Origin of the sequence: Streptomyces sp. NPDC059455 (genome assembly GCF_042750115.1) — a bacterium.
GTDB lineage: Bacteria > Actinomycetota > Actinomycetes > Streptomycetales > Streptomycetaceae > Streptomyces > Streptomyces endocoffeicus.
Window position 1 is genome coordinate 17615 of the sequence record NZ_JBHYVB010000132.1, and the last position, 15637, is coordinate 33251.

At 70.4% G+C, this 15637-nt stretch carries 15 protein-coding genes; 12 read left to right on the top strand and 3 right to left on the bottom strand.

Annotated features, from left to right (window positions below; genetic code table 11):
• Nucleotides 1–142 precede the first annotated feature (142 nt).
• Nucleotides 143–1516 (bottom strand): M14 family metallopeptidase, encoded by a 1374-nt coding sequence (locus tag ACFXB5_RS35605; RefSeq protein WP_385215963.1) that lies wholly within the window; start codon nt 1514–1516, stop codon nt 143–145.
• 126 nt (nt 1517–1642) lie between these two features.
• Here ACFXB5_RS35605 and ACFXB5_RS35610 point away from each other — a divergent pair, with 126 nt between their 5' ends.
• Nucleotides 1643–2533 carry a serine protease gene (locus ACFXB5_RS35610; protein WP_385215966.1) on the top strand — a complete coding sequence of 297 codons (891 nt, stop codon included), beginning with the start codon at nt 1643–1645 and terminating at the stop codon, nt 2531–2533.
• 84 nt (nt 2534–2617) lie between these two features.
• Here ACFXB5_RS35610 and ACFXB5_RS35615 read toward each other — a convergent pair whose 3' ends face one another.
• Both ACFXB5_RS35615 and ACFXB5_RS35620 read right to left on the bottom strand, forming a co-directional pair.
• On the bottom strand, nt 2618–3628 hold the full coding sequence (locus ACFXB5_RS35615; protein ID WP_385215969.1) for a chitinase: 1011 nt from the start codon (nt 3626–3628) through the stop codon (nt 2618–2620).
• 248 nt (nt 3629–3876) lie between these two features.
• Nucleotides 3877–5637 (bottom strand): chitinase, encoded by a 1761-nt coding sequence (locus ACFXB5_RS35620; RefSeq protein WP_385215972.1) that lies wholly within the window; start codon nt 5635–5637, stop codon nt 3877–3879.
• 280 nt (nt 5638–5917) lie between these two features.
• On the opposite strand from ACFXB5_RS35620, the gene ACFXB5_RS35625 reads away from it, so the two are divergent.
• From ACFXB5_RS35625 to ACFXB5_RS35675, 11 genes are all read left to right on the top strand, one after another.
• Nucleotides 5918–6823, top strand: coding sequence for a hypothetical protein (locus ACFXB5_RS35625; protein ID WP_385215975.1), 906 nt, complete (start codon nt 5918–5920; stop codon nt 6821–6823).
• Nucleotides 6824–6849: 26 nt separating this feature from the next.
• Nucleotides 6850–7554, top strand: a complete 705-nt coding sequence (gene cpaB, locus ACFXB5_RS35630; protein WP_385215977.1) for a Flp pilus assembly protein CpaB — start codon at nt 6850–6852, stop codon at nt 7552–7554.
• A 16-nt stretch (nt 7555–7570) separates the two neighbouring features.
• Entirely contained in the window at nt 7571–9316 is a 1746-nt protein-coding gene (locus ACFXB5_RS35635; RefSeq protein ID WP_385215980.1) for a CpaE family protein, read from the top strand.
• A 1-nt stretch (nt 9317) separates the two neighbouring features.
• Nucleotides 9318–9758, top strand: coding sequence for a TadE/TadG family type IV pilus assembly protein (locus ACFXB5_RS35640; RefSeq protein WP_385215983.1), 441 nt, complete (start codon nt 9318–9320; stop codon nt 9756–9758).
• The gene (locus ACFXB5_RS35645; RefSeq protein WP_385215986.1) at nt 9755–11233 is read left to right on the top strand and encodes an ATPase, T2SS/T4P/T4SS family; all 1479 of its coding nucleotides are present in this window, start codon (nt 9755–9757) and stop codon (nt 11231–11233) included. Before ACFXB5_RS35640 ends, ACFXB5_RS35645 begins: the two co-directional genes overlap by 4 nt.
• An 8-nt stretch (nt 11234–11241) precedes the next feature.
• Nucleotides 11242–12180 (top strand): type II secretion system F family protein, encoded by a 939-nt coding sequence (locus ACFXB5_RS35650; RefSeq protein ID WP_218053467.1) that lies wholly within the window; start codon nt 11242–11244, stop codon nt 12178–12180.
• A gap of 61 nt (nt 12181–12241) precedes the next feature.
• The gene (locus ACFXB5_RS35655; protein WP_385215989.1) at nt 12242–13129 is read left to right on the top strand and encodes a DUF5936 domain-containing protein; all 888 of its coding nucleotides are present in this window, start codon (nt 12242–12244) and stop codon (nt 13127–13129) included.
• 289 nt (nt 13130–13418) lie between these two features.
• Nucleotides 13419–13568, top strand: a complete 150-nt coding sequence (locus ACFXB5_RS35660) for a hypothetical protein (RefSeq protein ID WP_162496074.1) — start codon at nt 13419–13421, stop codon at nt 13566–13568.
• Between the two features lie 8 nt (nt 13569–13576).
• Nucleotides 13577–14254: a pilus assembly protein TadG-related protein gene (locus ACFXB5_RS35665; protein ID WP_385215991.1), complete on the top strand. Its 678-nt coding sequence runs from the start codon at nt 13577–13579 to the stop codon at nt 14252–14254.
• A 59-nt stretch (nt 14255–14313) separates the two neighbouring features.
• A complete protein-coding gene (locus ACFXB5_RS35670; RefSeq protein WP_385215993.1) occupies nt 14314–14895 on the top strand; it encodes a hypothetical protein in 582 nt (193 codons plus the stop codon).
• An 8-nt stretch (nt 14896–14903) separates the two neighbouring features.
• Entirely contained in the window at nt 14904–15536 is a 633-nt protein-coding gene (locus ACFXB5_RS35675; protein ID WP_385215996.1) for an OmpA family protein, read from the top strand.
• The last annotated feature ends 101 nt before the right edge of the window (nt 15537–15637 follow it).

Here is a 15637-nt window from a genome sequence, read left to right on the forward strand (position 1 = left end):
CTGGAGCGTAAAATTGCCGCCCCCTGGGGGAAACCCCGGGGAGCCCCCACCCCCCCCCCCGCCGGGGGGGGCCCGGCCCCGGGGGGCCCCCCGCGGGCCCGGCACTCGCGTCGGGCCGTGCTGCCCTGGCCCAGGCCGACGCTCAGGTGCAGTACTGCGCTTCCTTGCCGATCGACCGGTACATGCAGTCCGCGTTCTCCACGAGTTGGAGCACCGCGTCGCGGTTGCGGCTGGTCTCGCGGTCGATGACCTCGTCGGGCGGGTAGAAGCCGCCCGCGCCGGAGGAGGTCGGGTACATCTCGAAGGTGTAGGCGAAGACCTTCTGGGTGCCCCACAGATAGTCGTCGATCGCGCCGTCGGTGATGTAGAGCTCGCTGGACTGCTCGGGGGTGTAGCCGTTGCTCGCGGCCATCTTCTTGCCGACCGCCGCGAAGGCGTCGTAGTCGTCCCGCGTCATGCCGGTGGTGGTTTCGTCGTACGTCCAGCCGAAGGGCCACAGCACCAGTTCGCTGTAGGTGTGGAAGTCGATCGCGGCCTTGATCTGCTGCTTGCCGCCGACGACGCGGCTGCGGGCGAAGTCGGCGACGACCTTCACCTCGGGGGCCGAGGCGGCTTTGGGCCCGCGGTAGGTCTCGGACCCCGGGGAGCCGGAGGAGCCGCCGCAGCAGCCCCATTTGAAGTCCCAGTTGCGGTTGAGGTCGGTGCCGACGGACGACGAGCCGGAGTTGGGCTGGCGGTTCTTGCGCCAGCTTCGGTAGGAGCCGGTGGCGATGTCGTACTCGCCGCCGTCCGGGTTCACATCCGGGATGATCCAGATCTCCCGGCCGTTGACCGCGCCCGTGATCCGGGAGTCGCTGCCGTAGCCCTCGGTGAACTGCCGCACCAGATAGAGCGCCATCTCCACCGTAAGGTGCTCACGGGCGTGCTGATGGGCGGTGAAGAGGACCTCGGGCTCGTTCTCGTCCGTGGCCACGTTGTCGCTGATCTTGAGGGCGACGATGTCGCGACCCTCGTACGACTTTCCGATGACGCGCTTGCTGAGGATCGACGGATACTTCGCCACCGCAGCGTTGATCTCGGCGTTCGCTTCGGCGTAGTTGTGGTACTTCGCATCGGCCGACGGGAAGTCGAACGGCTTGGCCGACCTGCCCTGACTGCGGTCGGGCGGGCCCTGGAGGGCGGTGAGCCGGTAGCCGAGCGCGCGCAGCCGCTTGGCCTGCGACGCGTCGGCGGTGACGACCACGGAGCGGGCGTCCACCTCGTCGATGGACACCCCGGTGGCGGCGACCGCGGAGCGGTCGGCCTTGGTGGCGGGGCCGGAGACCTCGTACTGCCGCACGCCCTGGTCGGCGGCGGCCTGGCCGGCGGTGGTCGTCCGGCCGGTTGATGGGGCGGTGCGCTCGGTGCCGGGCCGAGGGCTGGGATCGTCGGCCTGAGCTGCCATGGGTGCGGCCAGTGCGAGGGTGAGCAAGGCGGTGAGGGCGGTGGCCCGTCTACCGCTGATGCGACGTCGCATGACATCTCCTGGGGGGTTAAGGGCGAGCGACTGCTGCGCCAGTGTTCGGCCATGCGCATGACATGCGCAAGGGTGGGAAATGGTCGAAGCCGAAGGAATCTCTCATCGAGGGAAGGAACCCCCCGCATGAACAGATCTCTCGTCGGTGCGCTCTCGGCCCTGTTACTGGGCGGCGCGACCCTCGTCGGCGCGGGCGCGGCGCCCGCGACGGCCGCGTCCCCCGCCAAGGCCCTTGCCGAGGCCCCCGCCAAGGTCTCGGCCAAGGTCTCCGCCAAGGCCCCGAAGGCGGTCGACTTCGCGGGCACGGTGGCGCTCAGCAACTGCTCCGGCTCCGTCGTCCGCACGCCGGGCTCGGCCGACAGCGACCCCGCGCTCGTCCTCTCCAACGGCCACTGCCTGGAGAGCGGCTTCCCCGGCGCGGGAGAGGTGATCGTCGACCAGCCGTCCACCCGGAGCTTCACCCTGCTGACCGCCTCGGGCGGCCGGGCCGGCACCGTCCGGGCGAGCAAGGTCGCGTACGCGACGATGACCGACACCGACATCTCGCTGTACCAGCTGACGTCCACATACGCCCAGATCCAGTCGTCGTACGGCATCAAGGCGCTACAGCTGTCGGACAGCCACCCGACCCAGGGCTCCGCCATCAATGTGGTCTCCGGCTACTGGAAGACGATCTACTCCTGCAATATCGACGGATTTGCGTACCGGCTTAAGGAGGGGGACTGGACCTGGAAGGACTCGGTCCGCTACACCTCCGCCTGTAACACGATCGGCGGAACGTCGGGCTCTCCCGTCGTCGACCCGGCGTCCGGCAAGGTCGTGGCCGTGAACAACACGGGCAACGAGGACGGCGGCCGCTGCACCCTCAACAACCCGTGCGAGGTGGACGAGAACGGCGCGGTGACGGTGCGCAAGGGCATCAACTACGCCCAGGAGACGTACCTCATCACCAAGTGCGTGACCACCGGCAACAAGATCAACCTCAACCTGCCGGGGTGTGTGCTGCCCAAGCCCTAGCGAACACCCGTACGCCAGTGCGCCCCGCCTGCCGTGGGCGGGACGCACTGGCGTACGTCGAACTGTCGTTCCCGTCCTGTGGGTCTACAGCCCGTGGACGTGCGGGCCGACCGCCTTCGACCAGGCGTTCCCGTTGGCCGCGTCCCAGTTGGTGGACCAGGTCATCGCGCCACGGATGCCGGGGTAGGTCTTCGACGGCTTGAAGGAGCCGCAGCCGGAGCCCTTGGCGAGGCAGTCGAGGGCGTCGTTGACCACGCCCGGCTCGACATGGCCGGAACCGGCGCCGCTGGTGGAGGCGGGCACGCCGATGCCCACCTGGGACGGGTCCAGGCCGTTCTCGAGCTGGATGCAGGCGAGGGCGGTGAGGAAGTCGACCGAGCCCTGCGAGTAGACCTTGCCGTCACAGCCCTGCATCGAGCCGCTGTTGTAGTACTGCATGTTGACGACCGTCAGGAAATCCTTGATCGCCAGGGCGGTCTTGAAGTACTCGGTGGACGCCGACTGCATGTCGATGGTCTGCGGCGCCATGGTGACCACGACATCGCTCTTCTTGTCGTGGATGGCCTTGAGGGCCTTGGTCATGTACGTGGAGTTGACGCCGTTCTCGAGGTCGATGTCGACGCCGTTGAAGCCGTACTTGTCCATCAGGCCGGTGATGGAGGAGGCGAAGGCGTCCGCCGAGGCGTCGTCGCTGACCGAGATGGAGCCCTTCTCGCCGCCGACGGAGACGATCACGGACTTCCCGGCCGCCTGCTTGGCCTTGATGTCGTCCTTGAACTGCTGCTCGTCGCTGTAGCCGGTGCCGGGGTCGAGCTTGAAGTCGACGGCTCCGGGGGAGCCGGTGGCGTCGGCGAAGGCCACCGCGATGATGTCGTAGTCGTCCGGGACGTCCGAGAGCTTCTGCTTCGTCGCGCCGTTGTCGAAGTTCTGCCAGTAGCCGGTGACGGCGTGCTCGGGGACGGCGGCGGCGTGCTGCCCCGCGTCCGGGTGGTCCTCGGACGCGTTGGCCGAGCCGGCGGATATGAGCCCTCCTGCGGCGAGGGCGACGACTGCGGCGGCTCCGAGCAGCCGCTTGGTGAACTGTGCGCGTACCACGACAGCCTCCGTACGTGGGGGGAGAGGTGTGGGGGTGGTGTTGCGAGTGTGCGTTCAGGGGCCCCTGTGGCGTGCGTATAAGGTGGTCCAGACCAATGCCGTTGTCAACCCCGCGCGACATCTTCCCTGCACATGAGGGTGAAAAATGCGGATGAGGGGGCCGAGAGCGGTTGCGCTCCCGGCCCCCTTGGCCCCTCCCCGCGAAGGGGCCGCGTCACGGCCCCGCGAAAAGGGGCCGCGTCACGCTGTTACGGCAGACCGTGCACCTTGGGGCCCACCGCGTTCGACCACGCGTTGCCCGCGGTCGCGTCCCAGTTGGTGGACCAGGTCATCGCGCCGCGCAGACCCGGGTAGGTCCGGGCCGGTTTGAAGGAGCCGCAGTTCGTGCCGCGGGCCAGGCAGTCCAGGGCGTTGTTCACGATCGCCGGGGAGACATAGCCGCTGCCCGCGCCGCGCGTCGAGGCGGGCAGGCCGAGGCCGACCTGGGACGGCGACAGTCCGCCCTCCAACTGGATGCAGGCGAGGGCGGTGAGGAAGTCGACCGACCCCTGGGAGTAGACCTTGCCGTCGCAGCCCAGCATCGAGCCGCTGTTGTAGTACTGCATATTGACCACCGTCAGGATGTCCTTGATGTTCAGCGCCGTCTGGAAGTAGGCGCCCGACGTGGACTGCATGTCGATGGTCTGCGGGGCCATGGTGATCACCAGGCCGGACCCGGCCTTGGCCGACAGGGAGCGCAGCGCCTGGGTCATATAGGTGGCGTTGAGGCCGTTCTCCAGGTCGATGTCGACGCCGTTGAAGCCGTACTCGCGCATCAGGGCGTAGACGGAGTTGGCGAAGTTGTTCGCGGAGGTCGAGTCGTTGATCGAGACCGTGCCGTTCTGGCCGCCGATGGAGATCACGACGGACTTCCCGGCCGCCTGCTTGGCCTTGATGTCGTCCTTGAACTGCTGCTCGCTGCCGTAGCCGACGGCGGGGTCGAGGGTGAAGTCGACCGCTCCGGGGGTGCCGGTGGCGTCCGCGAAGGCGACCGCGATGATGTCGTACTGGTCCTGGACCTCGCGCAGCTTCTGCACGGCCGCGCCATTGTTGAAGTTCTGCCAGTAGCCGGTGACCGCGTGCTTGGGCACGGTGCCGCCGCCCCCGCCGCCTCCGGCCGAGGTGGTGCCCGTCACGGCGGCCGACCTGGGCGACTCGCCCGCCGCGTTGGTGGCGGTGACCTGGAACTGGTATGAGGTGGACGGCGCCAGTCCGGTCACGGTCGCCGAAGTCCCGCCGACCGACTGCACCTTGGAGCCGTCGCGGTAGACGTTGTAGCCGGTCGCGCCGGTCACCGGGGACCAGGACAGATCGATGGAGGACGAGGTGACGGCGCCGGCCTTGAGCCCGCTCGGCGCGCCCGGCACCGGGTCCCCGGGGTCGCCGCCGGGGCCGGACAGGCTGATGTCATCGGCGTAGTAGGCGGGCTGGCCGTACCAGCCGTGGGTGTAGATGGTCACCGAGGTGGTGTTGGCGCCGGTGGTGAAGCCGGTGCTGAGCTGCTGCCAGCCGGTCGCGGAGGGCGTCCAGGTCGAGACGTCGGTGGTGCCGGTGCCGCTCGCGCCGAGGTACACATAGCTGCCCTGGACCCAGCTGCTGAGGGTGTACGAGGAGTTGGGCTTGACGGCCACGGTCTGGGCGCAGCGGGCGTTGTCCGAGCCCGCCGGGGTGGCCTTGAGGGCGGCCGAGCCGCTGTGGACGGGGCTCGCGACCGTGGTGCCGCTCCCGGCCGAGCAGGTCCAGCCGCTGAGGCCGGACTCGAAGCCGGGGTTCTGGGCGAGGTTGGCGGCCACGGCGGTCGCGGCGGCGCCCTCGGTGGCGCGCGAGGTGGCGGCCGAGGTGGCGCCCGAGGCGGTGCCGCCGAGGGCGACAAGTGCGGTGGCACCCAGCGCGGTGGCGGCGAACGCGCCGGTCAGCCGGGCGAGGTTGCGTCTGAGTCGGGTGGGGCGGGGGTGTCGGGCACGGTCCATGACTGCCTCCGTGGGGGAATCCGTTGGGAAGCCGGCGTGAAGGAGGAGATTGCGGACGGTGGCCACCGTGTGAACGTAACGTGGTCCAGACCAATGCCCTTGTCAAGGGGATGCGCGCACTCCGGATCGGGCCTGGAGTGCGTAACCCAGAGGAACTGTTCTCTCACGCCGTTTTCGTGGATAAAGTGACGACGCACCAGGACAGGGGCAGTAAGAGACAGGGGCAGTAACGACCTGCGGCCGCCGCCGCTCGGCGCCGATGTGAGACGGGGTAGCCGACGTGCCCACCGCGATAGCAGTCACCGGCCGTGAGCTGGTGCTTCCGCCACCTGACGGGCAGACCCCGTCGGCCGTAGTGCTCCGCCCACCGGACGCACAGTCACTCGACGACGCGCTCGCCGAGGTCGGGACCCTCCTCGACCAGCAGGGCTACCTCGTCGTGCTCTACCCCGCCGCGACCCCCGCGGCCGTGGTCCGCCGGCTCCACACCGTGCGCTCCGTCCTGGAGAGCGACCGGATGGCGCTGCTGCCACTCGAACTGCCCCCGCTGGCCGTGGCCGTACTGGCCCGTCAGCTGCGCCAGCTGTCCATATCCGACTTCAGCCCCGGCGTCCTGGCGTGCGCCGCCCGGCTGCTCTCCCACTACATCCACGCGGGCGCCCTGCTGGGCAGCGTCGCCAAGCTGGACCGGGTCCCGGTCAGCCTCACCTCGCACGTCAAGTCCTGGGTGCCCGGCGCCCACTTCGGGGTGCTCGCCCACCCCACCCCCCACCTGGTCAAGGTCGGCGGCGCGACCGAGCTGCCCGCCCCCGGGTACGCCACCTCCATGACGATCGCCCGGGGGCAGCTCAGCAGCCATGGCTACGGGGGCGGCGGCGCGGGCCACGACGACTGGGTCACCGGCGCCCTCGCCCCCGCCTGGGGCGTACGGGGCGTGGAAGAGGTGCCGCTCCCCGCCGAGTCGGCGCGCTGGTGGGGCACCGCGAAGCTGATCGAGTTCGCCGCGGCCATCCCCGACCTCTCGGTCCTCTATCAGCTCGTGGCCTCCGTACGGAGAGAGGAATGCCACTGGTGCGGCTTCGAACTCATCGGCGACCGCTGCGCCTTCTGCTCCTGCCCGGTCGCCCGTGGCGATGAGATCCCCGCACTGCTCACGTCCCAACGTCCCGCCCTGACCAGCCGGTAACGTCCCCGAACGAGGTTGTGCGACCCATGAATTCACGCCAGCGCCGCGGAGTCATCCTGCTGCTCCTGTCGGTCCTGTGCGCCGTCGGCGCCTTCGCCGGAGTCCTCTCCGTTGTCAACGACGTGGAGTCGAAGGTCGGCCCCGAGACCACGGCCTACAAGCTCACCTCGGACGTCAAGCCGTACAAGGCGCTGGAGGCGGGGGAGTTCGAGAAGGTCTCGATGCCCAAGCGCTATGTGCCCTCCACCGCGGTCACCGATCTCGACGAGCTACGCGGGAAGATCGCGGTGACCCAGCTGACCAAGGGGTCGCTGCTCCAGCGCGACATGATCGCGAACCGGCCCGCCCTGAAGCCCGGACAGCAGGAGATCGCGATCATGGTCGACGCGGCGACCGGTGTCGCGGGCAAGATCACCCCGGGGGCGCGGGTCAACATCTTCGCCACCTTCGACGGCAACACCCAGGGCGAGAAGCCGGTCTCCAAGCTGATCGTCGCGGGCGCCGAGGTGCTCGACCTCGGCAAGATCACCGCCCTGGAGCCCGACCAGGGCGACAAGCGGCGGATCGACGAGGCCGTGCCGATCACCTTCGCGCTCGACACCAGGAACGCCCAGCGCGTCGCGTACGCCGAGTCGTTCGCCTCGCATGTGCGGCTCGCGCTGGTCGCGCCCGGCGGGGGCCCCTCCATAGACCCGGACGACCGCACCTACACCCTCGACGGCGACAAATGAGTGAGGAGGTGCCGCGGTGACGATCAGAATTCTGCCGGCCGTCGGCGACCCCGACGCCGCCCACTCCCTCAGTGGGCTGCTCGGCCAGCTGCCCGGTGCCGAACCGTCGGCGCCGGTGGGCGACTCGACCCTGCTGCTCGACACCCTCGCCTCGCTGGCCGCCGCCTCCCTGGAGGAGCTGCCGGAGGTCGTCCTCGTCCATGAGCGCATCGGCCCGGCCCCGGCGCTGGAACTGATCCGCGAGATCGCGCTGCGCTTCCCGGCGGTGGGCGTGGTGCTGGTGACCGCCGACGCGGGACCCGCGCTGTACTCGGCCGCCATGGACGCCGGGGCCCGCGGCATCGCCGGGATACCGCTGGCGTACGAGGAGCTGGCCGCCCGTGTCCAGGGCGCCGCCCAGTGGGCCACGGGTGTGCGGCGCCATCTCGGGGGCGGCGGCGATCCGCTTGCCACCGGGCCCGGCGGCAAGCTGGTCGCGGTCGCGGGCGCCAAGGGCGGGGTCGGCACCACCGTGACCGCCGTACAGCTCGCGCTCGCCGCGCGGGCCGCGGGCCGTAAGGTCGCGCTGGTCGACATGGACCTCCAGTCCGGGGACATCGCCTCGTACCTCGACGTCCAGTTCCGGCGCTCGATCGCCGATCTGGCGCAGATCAACGACATCTCGCCGCGGGTGCTCCAGGACGCGGTGTTCACCCACCAGACCGGGCTCGGGCTGCTGCTCGCGCCGGGCGAGGGCGAGCGCGGCGAGGAGGTCACCGACCGCACCGCCCGGCAGGTCATCGGCGCGCTGCGGTCGCGGTTCGAGGTCGTGATCGTCGACTGCGGTACGCAGATGACTTCCGCGGGCGCCGCCGCCGTGGAGCTCGCGGACATCGCGCTGCTGGTGACCACCCCGGACGTGGTCGCGGTGCGCGCCGCCAAGCGCATGGTCCGGCTCTGGGACCGGCTCCAGATCCGCAAGGCGGAGGAGACCGTGACCGTGGTCAACCGGCACACCCGCAGCGCGGAGATCCAGCCGCAGCTGGTCCAGCGGGCCACCGGCACAACGGTGGCGCGCACGGCGATCCCGGCCGGATTCAAGGAGCTGCAACCCGCCGTCGACTCGGGCCGGATGCACGACCTGGACGCCAAGTCGGCCGTCAAACAGGCGCTGTGGGGGCTGGCCGGTGAGCTGGGGCTGGTGGAGGCGGCACCCCCGGGCGGCGGCCGCCGCGGCAACCACCGGGGCGGCCACGCGGCCGGAGGCGGCGGCGAGCGCGCGCTGCCGGGGCTGCGGCGGCGCCACGCCATAGAGGCGGGCGGCGACCCGGCGCAGGGCAGCGTGGGCGACGGCACCGACGCGCTGAACGAGATCGCCCCGCCGTCCACCAGGGGCTTCCTGCGCAAGCGGGGCGGCGGCGACCGCGGCCAGGTGACGGTCGAGTTCCTCGGCGTCCTGCCGCTGGCCCTGATCGTGCTCGCGGTCATCTGGCAACTGGTGCTGGTGGGCTACACATACTCGCTGGCGGGCAACTCCGCCGACAAGGGCGCCCGCGCGGGCGCCGCCAAGGGCGCGGGCGCCTGCCAGGACGCGGCCGCGAAGGACATCCCCGGCTCCTGGACCGCCGACATCGACTGCGGCGGCGGCGACGGCACGGTCTACAAGGCCACGGTCAAGCTCCACGTCCCGATCCTCTTCCCGGGCGCCGCCGACTTCCCCTGGACGGTCACGGGCACGGCCGGCGCGGCGGACGAGACCGACCTGGCGGGCGGAGGAGAGTGAGATGACCCGTCACCGCGTGCGCGTGCGGCTCGCCTCCGGCCGGGACCGGGGGTCCGCGTCCATCGAGTTCCTCGGGTTCCTGCCGGTCTTGATCCTCGTCGCGCTCGCCGCCGTGCAGCTCGGCATCGCCGCGTACGCCGCGCAGCAGGCCGGGACCGCGGCGCGGGCGGCGGCGCGGACGGCGTCGCTGGACGAGCCGCGGACCAGCCCGCAGGCCGCCGGGAAGGCGGCGATCAGCGGGTGGCTGGCCGACGGGGCGAGCATCGGCAGTGGGGGCTGTGGGGGCGGGGAGGCGCAGGCCACCGCGACCGTGAAGATCCCCTCCGTCATCCCCGGCTTCGATCACTTCGGCAGCGCCGAGAAGAGCGCCACCATGCCCTGCGACGACGGAGACGGCGGTACGGGCGACCTGGCGTCGGCCGCGTTGGGAGGCGAACGATGAGCCTGCGGGCCCGTATCACCGCACCCGAGGGGCCCGGCGAGGGCAGCGGGAGCCAGGACGGGCATCTCGTCTCCGCCTACCGCGCCAAGCTGCTGGAGGAGATCGACCTCGCGGAGATGTCCTCGCTCTCCACCGCCGAGCGCCGCTCCCGCCTGGAGCGCGTGCTCGGCCACATCATCAGCCGCGAGGGCCCGGTGCTGTCCACCAGCGAGCGCTCCCAGCTGATCCGCCGGGTGGTGGACGAGGCGCTCGGCCTCGGGGTGCTCGAACCGCTCCTCGAGGACACCTCCATCACCGAGATCATGGTCAACGGCCCGGACCAGATCTTCGTCGAGCGGGCCGGCCGGGTCGAGCTGGTCCCCGTCCGCTTCGCCTCCGAAGAGCAGCTGATGCAGACCATCGAGCGCATCGTCTCCACGGTCAACCGCCGGGTGGACGAGTCGAATCCGATGGTCGACGCCCGGCTCCCCTCCGGTGAGCGGGTCAACGTGATCATCCCGCCGCTCGCCCTCACCGGCGCCACGCTCACCATCCGCCGCTTCCCCCGCGCCTACACCCTCCATGAGCTGATCGGCATGGGCACGCTGGACGAGCAGATGCTGATGCTGCTCGCGGCGCTGGTGCGGGCCAAGTTCAACGTCGTGGTCTCCGGCCCCACCGGATCCGGCAAGACCACGCTGCTCAACGCCCTCTCCGGGCTGATCCCGGACGGGGAGCGCATCATCACCGTCGAGGACGCCGCCGAACTCCAGCTCCAGCAGAGCCATGTCATCCGGCTGGAGTCCCGGCCGCCCAACGTCGAGGGCAAGGGCCGGATCACCATCCGCGACCTGGTCCGCAACTCCCTCCGGATGCGCCCCGACCGCATCATCGTCGGCGAGGTGCGCGGCGGGGAGACCCTCGACATGCTCCAGGCCATGTCCACCGGCCATGACGGCTCGCTGGCCACCGTCCACGCCAACAGCGCCGAGGACGCGCTGATGCGGCTCCAGACGCTCGCCTCCATGTCGGATGTGGCGATCCCCTACGAGGCGCTGCGGGACCAGATCAACAGCGCCGTGGACTGCATCGTCCAGCTCGTCCGGCACGCCGACGGCTCACGGCGGATCAGCGAGATCGCGCTGCTCGACAGCCATGGCCACGAGTCGTACCGCATCGCCACCGTCTGCCGCTTCGACGCCCAGCCGATGGGCGCGGACCGGGTGGTGCACGGGCGGTTCGGCTACTTCCCGCTGCCGGAGCGGGTCGCCGAGCGGCTGCGAATGGCCAGCGAGCCGGTGCCGCCCGCCTTCGGCGTGGCCGCCTTCCCGGCGCAGCTGGCCACCCGCGCGGCCGGATACGACCCGTACGACCGGCCCCCGCACGACCGGCCGCCCCACGACCGGCCGCCCCACGATCGGCCGCCCCACGATCGGCCCCCGTTCGGCCGACCCCCGCAGGACCGACCCCCGTTCGACCCCAGGGACCGGAGGTAGCAGGGCCCATGGACCATCTCGCGACGGCCGCCCTAGGCGCGACGCTGGTGTGCGGCGCGCTGGGCGTCGTGGGCGTGCACACCTACGTACGCGGCAAGGAGCAGCAGCGCGCGCTGATCGACCGGCTGTCGGAGACCGGCCCGCTGCCGGGCACCGCCCGTGCGCGTCGCTTCTCGGGTGTCGACCGGCGGCTGCGCACCACCTCCCTCGGCCGGAAGCTGGAGCTGCGGTTGGCGGCCACGGGCCTGGAGATCACCCCGGGGGAGTTCTTCGTCTACACGGCGGGGGCGGCGGCCGGGCTGTGGGTGATCGCGGCCTCCTTCCTCGCGGCGTTCTTCGGCCCGATAGCGGCGGTGGTCGCCGTCTGGGGGTCCTTCGCGTTCCTCAGCTGGCAGCGCCAGAAGCGGATAGAGCGCTTCATCAACCAACTGCCCGAGCTGTCGCGGATCCTGGCCAACGCCACCCAGGCCGGGCTGGCGCTGCGCACCGCGCTCGGCATGGCGGCGGACGAGATGGAGGCGCCGGCGGGCGAGGAGCTGGCCAAGGTCGCGGCCAAGCTGGCCGTCGGCCACTCGATCGACGACGCGCTGGAGGAGCTGGCCGAGCGGCTGCCGTCCCGGGAACTGGTGGTGCTGGTCACCACGCTGGTGCTGTCCAACCGCGCGGGCGGGACCGTGGTCAGCTCGCTGCGCAACCTCACCCAGACGCTGGAGGAGCGCAAGGAGACCCGGCGGGAGGTGCGCACCCAGCTCTCGCAGGTGACCGTCACCGCCTATGTCGTACCGCTGCTGGGGATCGGGACGCTGCTGCTGATGAACCGGATCTCGGCCGGTTCGCTGGACCGGATGACCTCGTCCTTCTGGGGGCAGGCGGCGGTGGTCGTGGCCTTCTGCCTGTACGGGATCGGCTTCTTCCTCATCCGCCGCATGTCCAAGATCGACGTCTAGGACCGTCCGGGACCGACGTACGAGCGAATCCAGGTAAACAGGCAGAGGGGACTTGAGGGAGATGGCACTGCTGCTGGCGCTGGCGGCCGCTCTCGCGGTGGCGGGCATCGCCTACGGCATCACGCTGTACCGCAGCGAGGCCAAGCTGCCCGGCGATCTGGCGGTGGCCCTGGAGGTCGGCTCCAGCCGGACGACCGTGGTCGGCTCGGCCGTCGACCGGCTGGGCATGCGCTACGCCCCGCTGGTGCTGCGGCTGATGGGCGAGAAGCGGGTGGCCCGGGTCCGCCGCCGGATCGATCTGGCGGGAAACCCGGGCGGTCTGACGGTGGATCGCTACGCGGCCCGGCGGGCGGTCTACGGGGCGCTCGGCTTCGTCGGGGCGCTGGTGATGCTGCTCAGGGGCCAAGTCCTGCTGGCGCTGCTGCTGGTGGCGTTCGGGCTGTTCTGGATCGAGGTGGGCATCTGGGCGGCGGTGCGCGAGCGCAAGGACGCGATCGAGCGGACATTGCCGGACTTCCTGGATGTTCTGGCCGTCGTGGTGAGCGCCGGATTGAGCTTCCGTCAGGCCCTGGACCGGGTCGCCGAGAAGTATGAGGGCCCCTGGGCGGATGAACTTCGCATCACACTTCGGCAAATGGACATGGGTGTCAGCCGTCGTCAGGCGTTCGAGGAACTACGTAAACGTAATGACTCAGAACAGGTCGCGCAGTTCGTCACCGCCCTTCAGCAGGGCGAGGAGCTGGGCGCTCCGATTGTCGAAACGTTGATCGCCATTGCGAACGACATGCGCCGTACGGACGCACAGAACGCCCGGCGGCGCGCGGCCCGCGCGGTGCCGAAGGCGACCATGGTCATTACGACCTTCATGGTGCCCGGAACCATGGTGTTGCTCGTCGCGGGGTTCTTCATCGGCTCGGGCACCGACTTCGGCTCGGTGACCGGGGACTGACGGTCTCTTTTAGGTGAAGCTCCTTCGCGGTTGCAATTGAATGTGGGACAGTCGTCGACGGAGAACTCCTCGGTGCGGGAGGGGGTGAGACGGATGCGCGGTCGGGGTTGGTCGTCACGTCCACGGTTCGAACGTGGTGAACGGGGAAAGCAATGCTTCCTGGGGCACTGTTCCGAGACGGCTGTTTCGGCGTACTTTGCTCGTGTCGCCAGCGACACCACGGGGGTTGAGTCGCCGGACCACAGAGGGACGGCAGCCCATGGAGGGGAACACAATGGGGAAGCGCGTCATGCGGAACGATCGGGGACAGACCTCGATCGAATATCTGGGCATCATCGCCGTGGTGGTGGCCATCGTGCTGGTCCTGTCGACCACGGACTTCGGCAGCATGATCGCAAACGCCATCTCCGACAAGATCTCACAGGTCGTCGGCATCTGACCGGTCCCGTGACAGCGCGCCGAGATCTCAGGAGCGACGCGGGGCAGGCATTTCCGATCTACATCACGGCGGTGGCGGGCCTGCTCTTCCTGGCGCTCGCCCTCTTCGCCGTCGGCCAGGCCGGAGCCACCCGCAACGGCGGACAGACCGCCGCCGACGCGGCGGCCCTCGCGGCCGCCCAGGACTACCGCGACCAGCTGCGCAAGGGGTTCCTGGAGGCGATCGCGAACGGCAGCGCCTGGGACGACCTGCTGGACGGACGGGGACTGGGCAGCACCAACGCCTGCGATCAGGCGCAGTGGTTCGCCGACCAGAACGGCGCGGATGTGACCGACTGCAGCGGACCCGACTTCCTGCCGACCTCCTTCACCGTCACCGTGAAGACGCACAAGCCCGTGGGCAAGACCGTCATCCCCGGCACGGAGAGCCAGTACGGGGAGGCGACGGCCAAGGCGGTCGTCACCCCGCGCTGTACGGACAAGTCGCCCGACGACGGTGGCAAGGACGACGACGGCGGTGGCGGTAAGGACGACGGCAAGGGCGGCGACGGTGGTAAGGACGACGGCAAGGACGACAAGCCGCCCATCGACCTCCTCTGCGACGGAATCGACCTGACCATCGACCCGACGCGTCTCGATCTCTTCCCCGACGCCAAGGACCTCTTCTCCGTGCACCTGGCCGACTGAACGGCCGACTGACGAGCGAACGAGCAGCAGAAGAGCAGAAGAGCAAAGGACAGCGAGCGATGAGCATTCGGCACACGACGAAGGCCCGGAGGGGGGCCGCGGCGCCGGCGCTCGCCGCGGCCCTGGCCCTCGCCGTGGCCGGGTGCGGCAACGGCGACGGCGACAAGAAGCCCGACGACGCCGCGGACCGGACGTCGACCGCGGCCAAGGACGACGGCGACGAGCAGGAGCCCGCGGCGGACTCCTCCAAGACCATCGGCGAGATGAAGGGGCCCGGCGGGGTCGTCGTCACCCTGCACTCCGCGGTGCGCGACGACGGCGGGTTCGTGACCGTCAACGCCACTGTCACCAACCACGGCAGCCGGCTCTTCAACGCGATCGACTGGCGCTCGAAGGAGACCGAGGTGAAGTCCCTCTCGTCCGTCTCCGGCGCGTCCCTGGTCGACGAGAAGGGCAAGAAGCGCTATCTCGTCCTCCGGGACACCGACGGCCAGTGCCTGTGCACCACGGGGCTCTCCGGGATCAAACCCAATGAGAGCCGTCCGCTGTTCGCGCAGTTCCCGGCCCCGCCGGAGAGCGTCAAAGAAATCGACTTCCAGATCCCGACCATGCCGTCCGTCAGCATCACCCTCTCCGGGTGAGCCGCGCCATGACACCGCAGACGACGGCCCGCCCCGCGCGCCGCGGCCCCGTGCTGGCCGTGCTGGCCTCCACCGCGCTCCTGGTCACCCTCACCGCCCCGGCGCCGCCCGCCCACGCGGACAGCGGCCCCGGCGCGCCCGCCGACACCACCCCGCCGGTGAAGATCGACGCCAAGGACTCCGATCTGAAGATGCCCGAGGGCGCCAAGCTGGCGCCCGGCCGGGTCCTGGACATCAAGTCCGTGGTCGAGACGGACGACGGCGACGAGCGGCGGGAGGACACCAACGCCAAGGTGAAGTTCGCCCTCCAGGCCGAGGTGCTCTTCGGCAAGGACAGCTCGAAGCTGGGCGGCGACGCACGGGCCCGGATCAAGGAGATCGCCTCCGAGGCCGAGCGGCAGAACGCCAAGAGCGTCCGCGTCTTCGGCTTCACCGACGACCTGGGCTCCGCGGGCCACGGCATCGTGCTGTCCAAGCAGCGGGCCAACGCGGTGCAGCAGGCGCTCGCCGAGGACCTGGACCCTTCCGTCAAATACGAGATCCGAGGCTACGGCGAGCAGTACCCGATCGCGGACAACGCGACCGAGGAGGGCCGCAAGCGCAACCGCCGGGTCGAGGTCAGCTTCCCCAGGACCGGCTGACCCCGGCTGACCTACGGGGCGGCGTCCGCCGGATTTTGCCCCTCCCCGCCCCTTCCCGAAACTGGGGCTCTGCCCCAGCCCCCGGACCCTGGGGCTCTGCC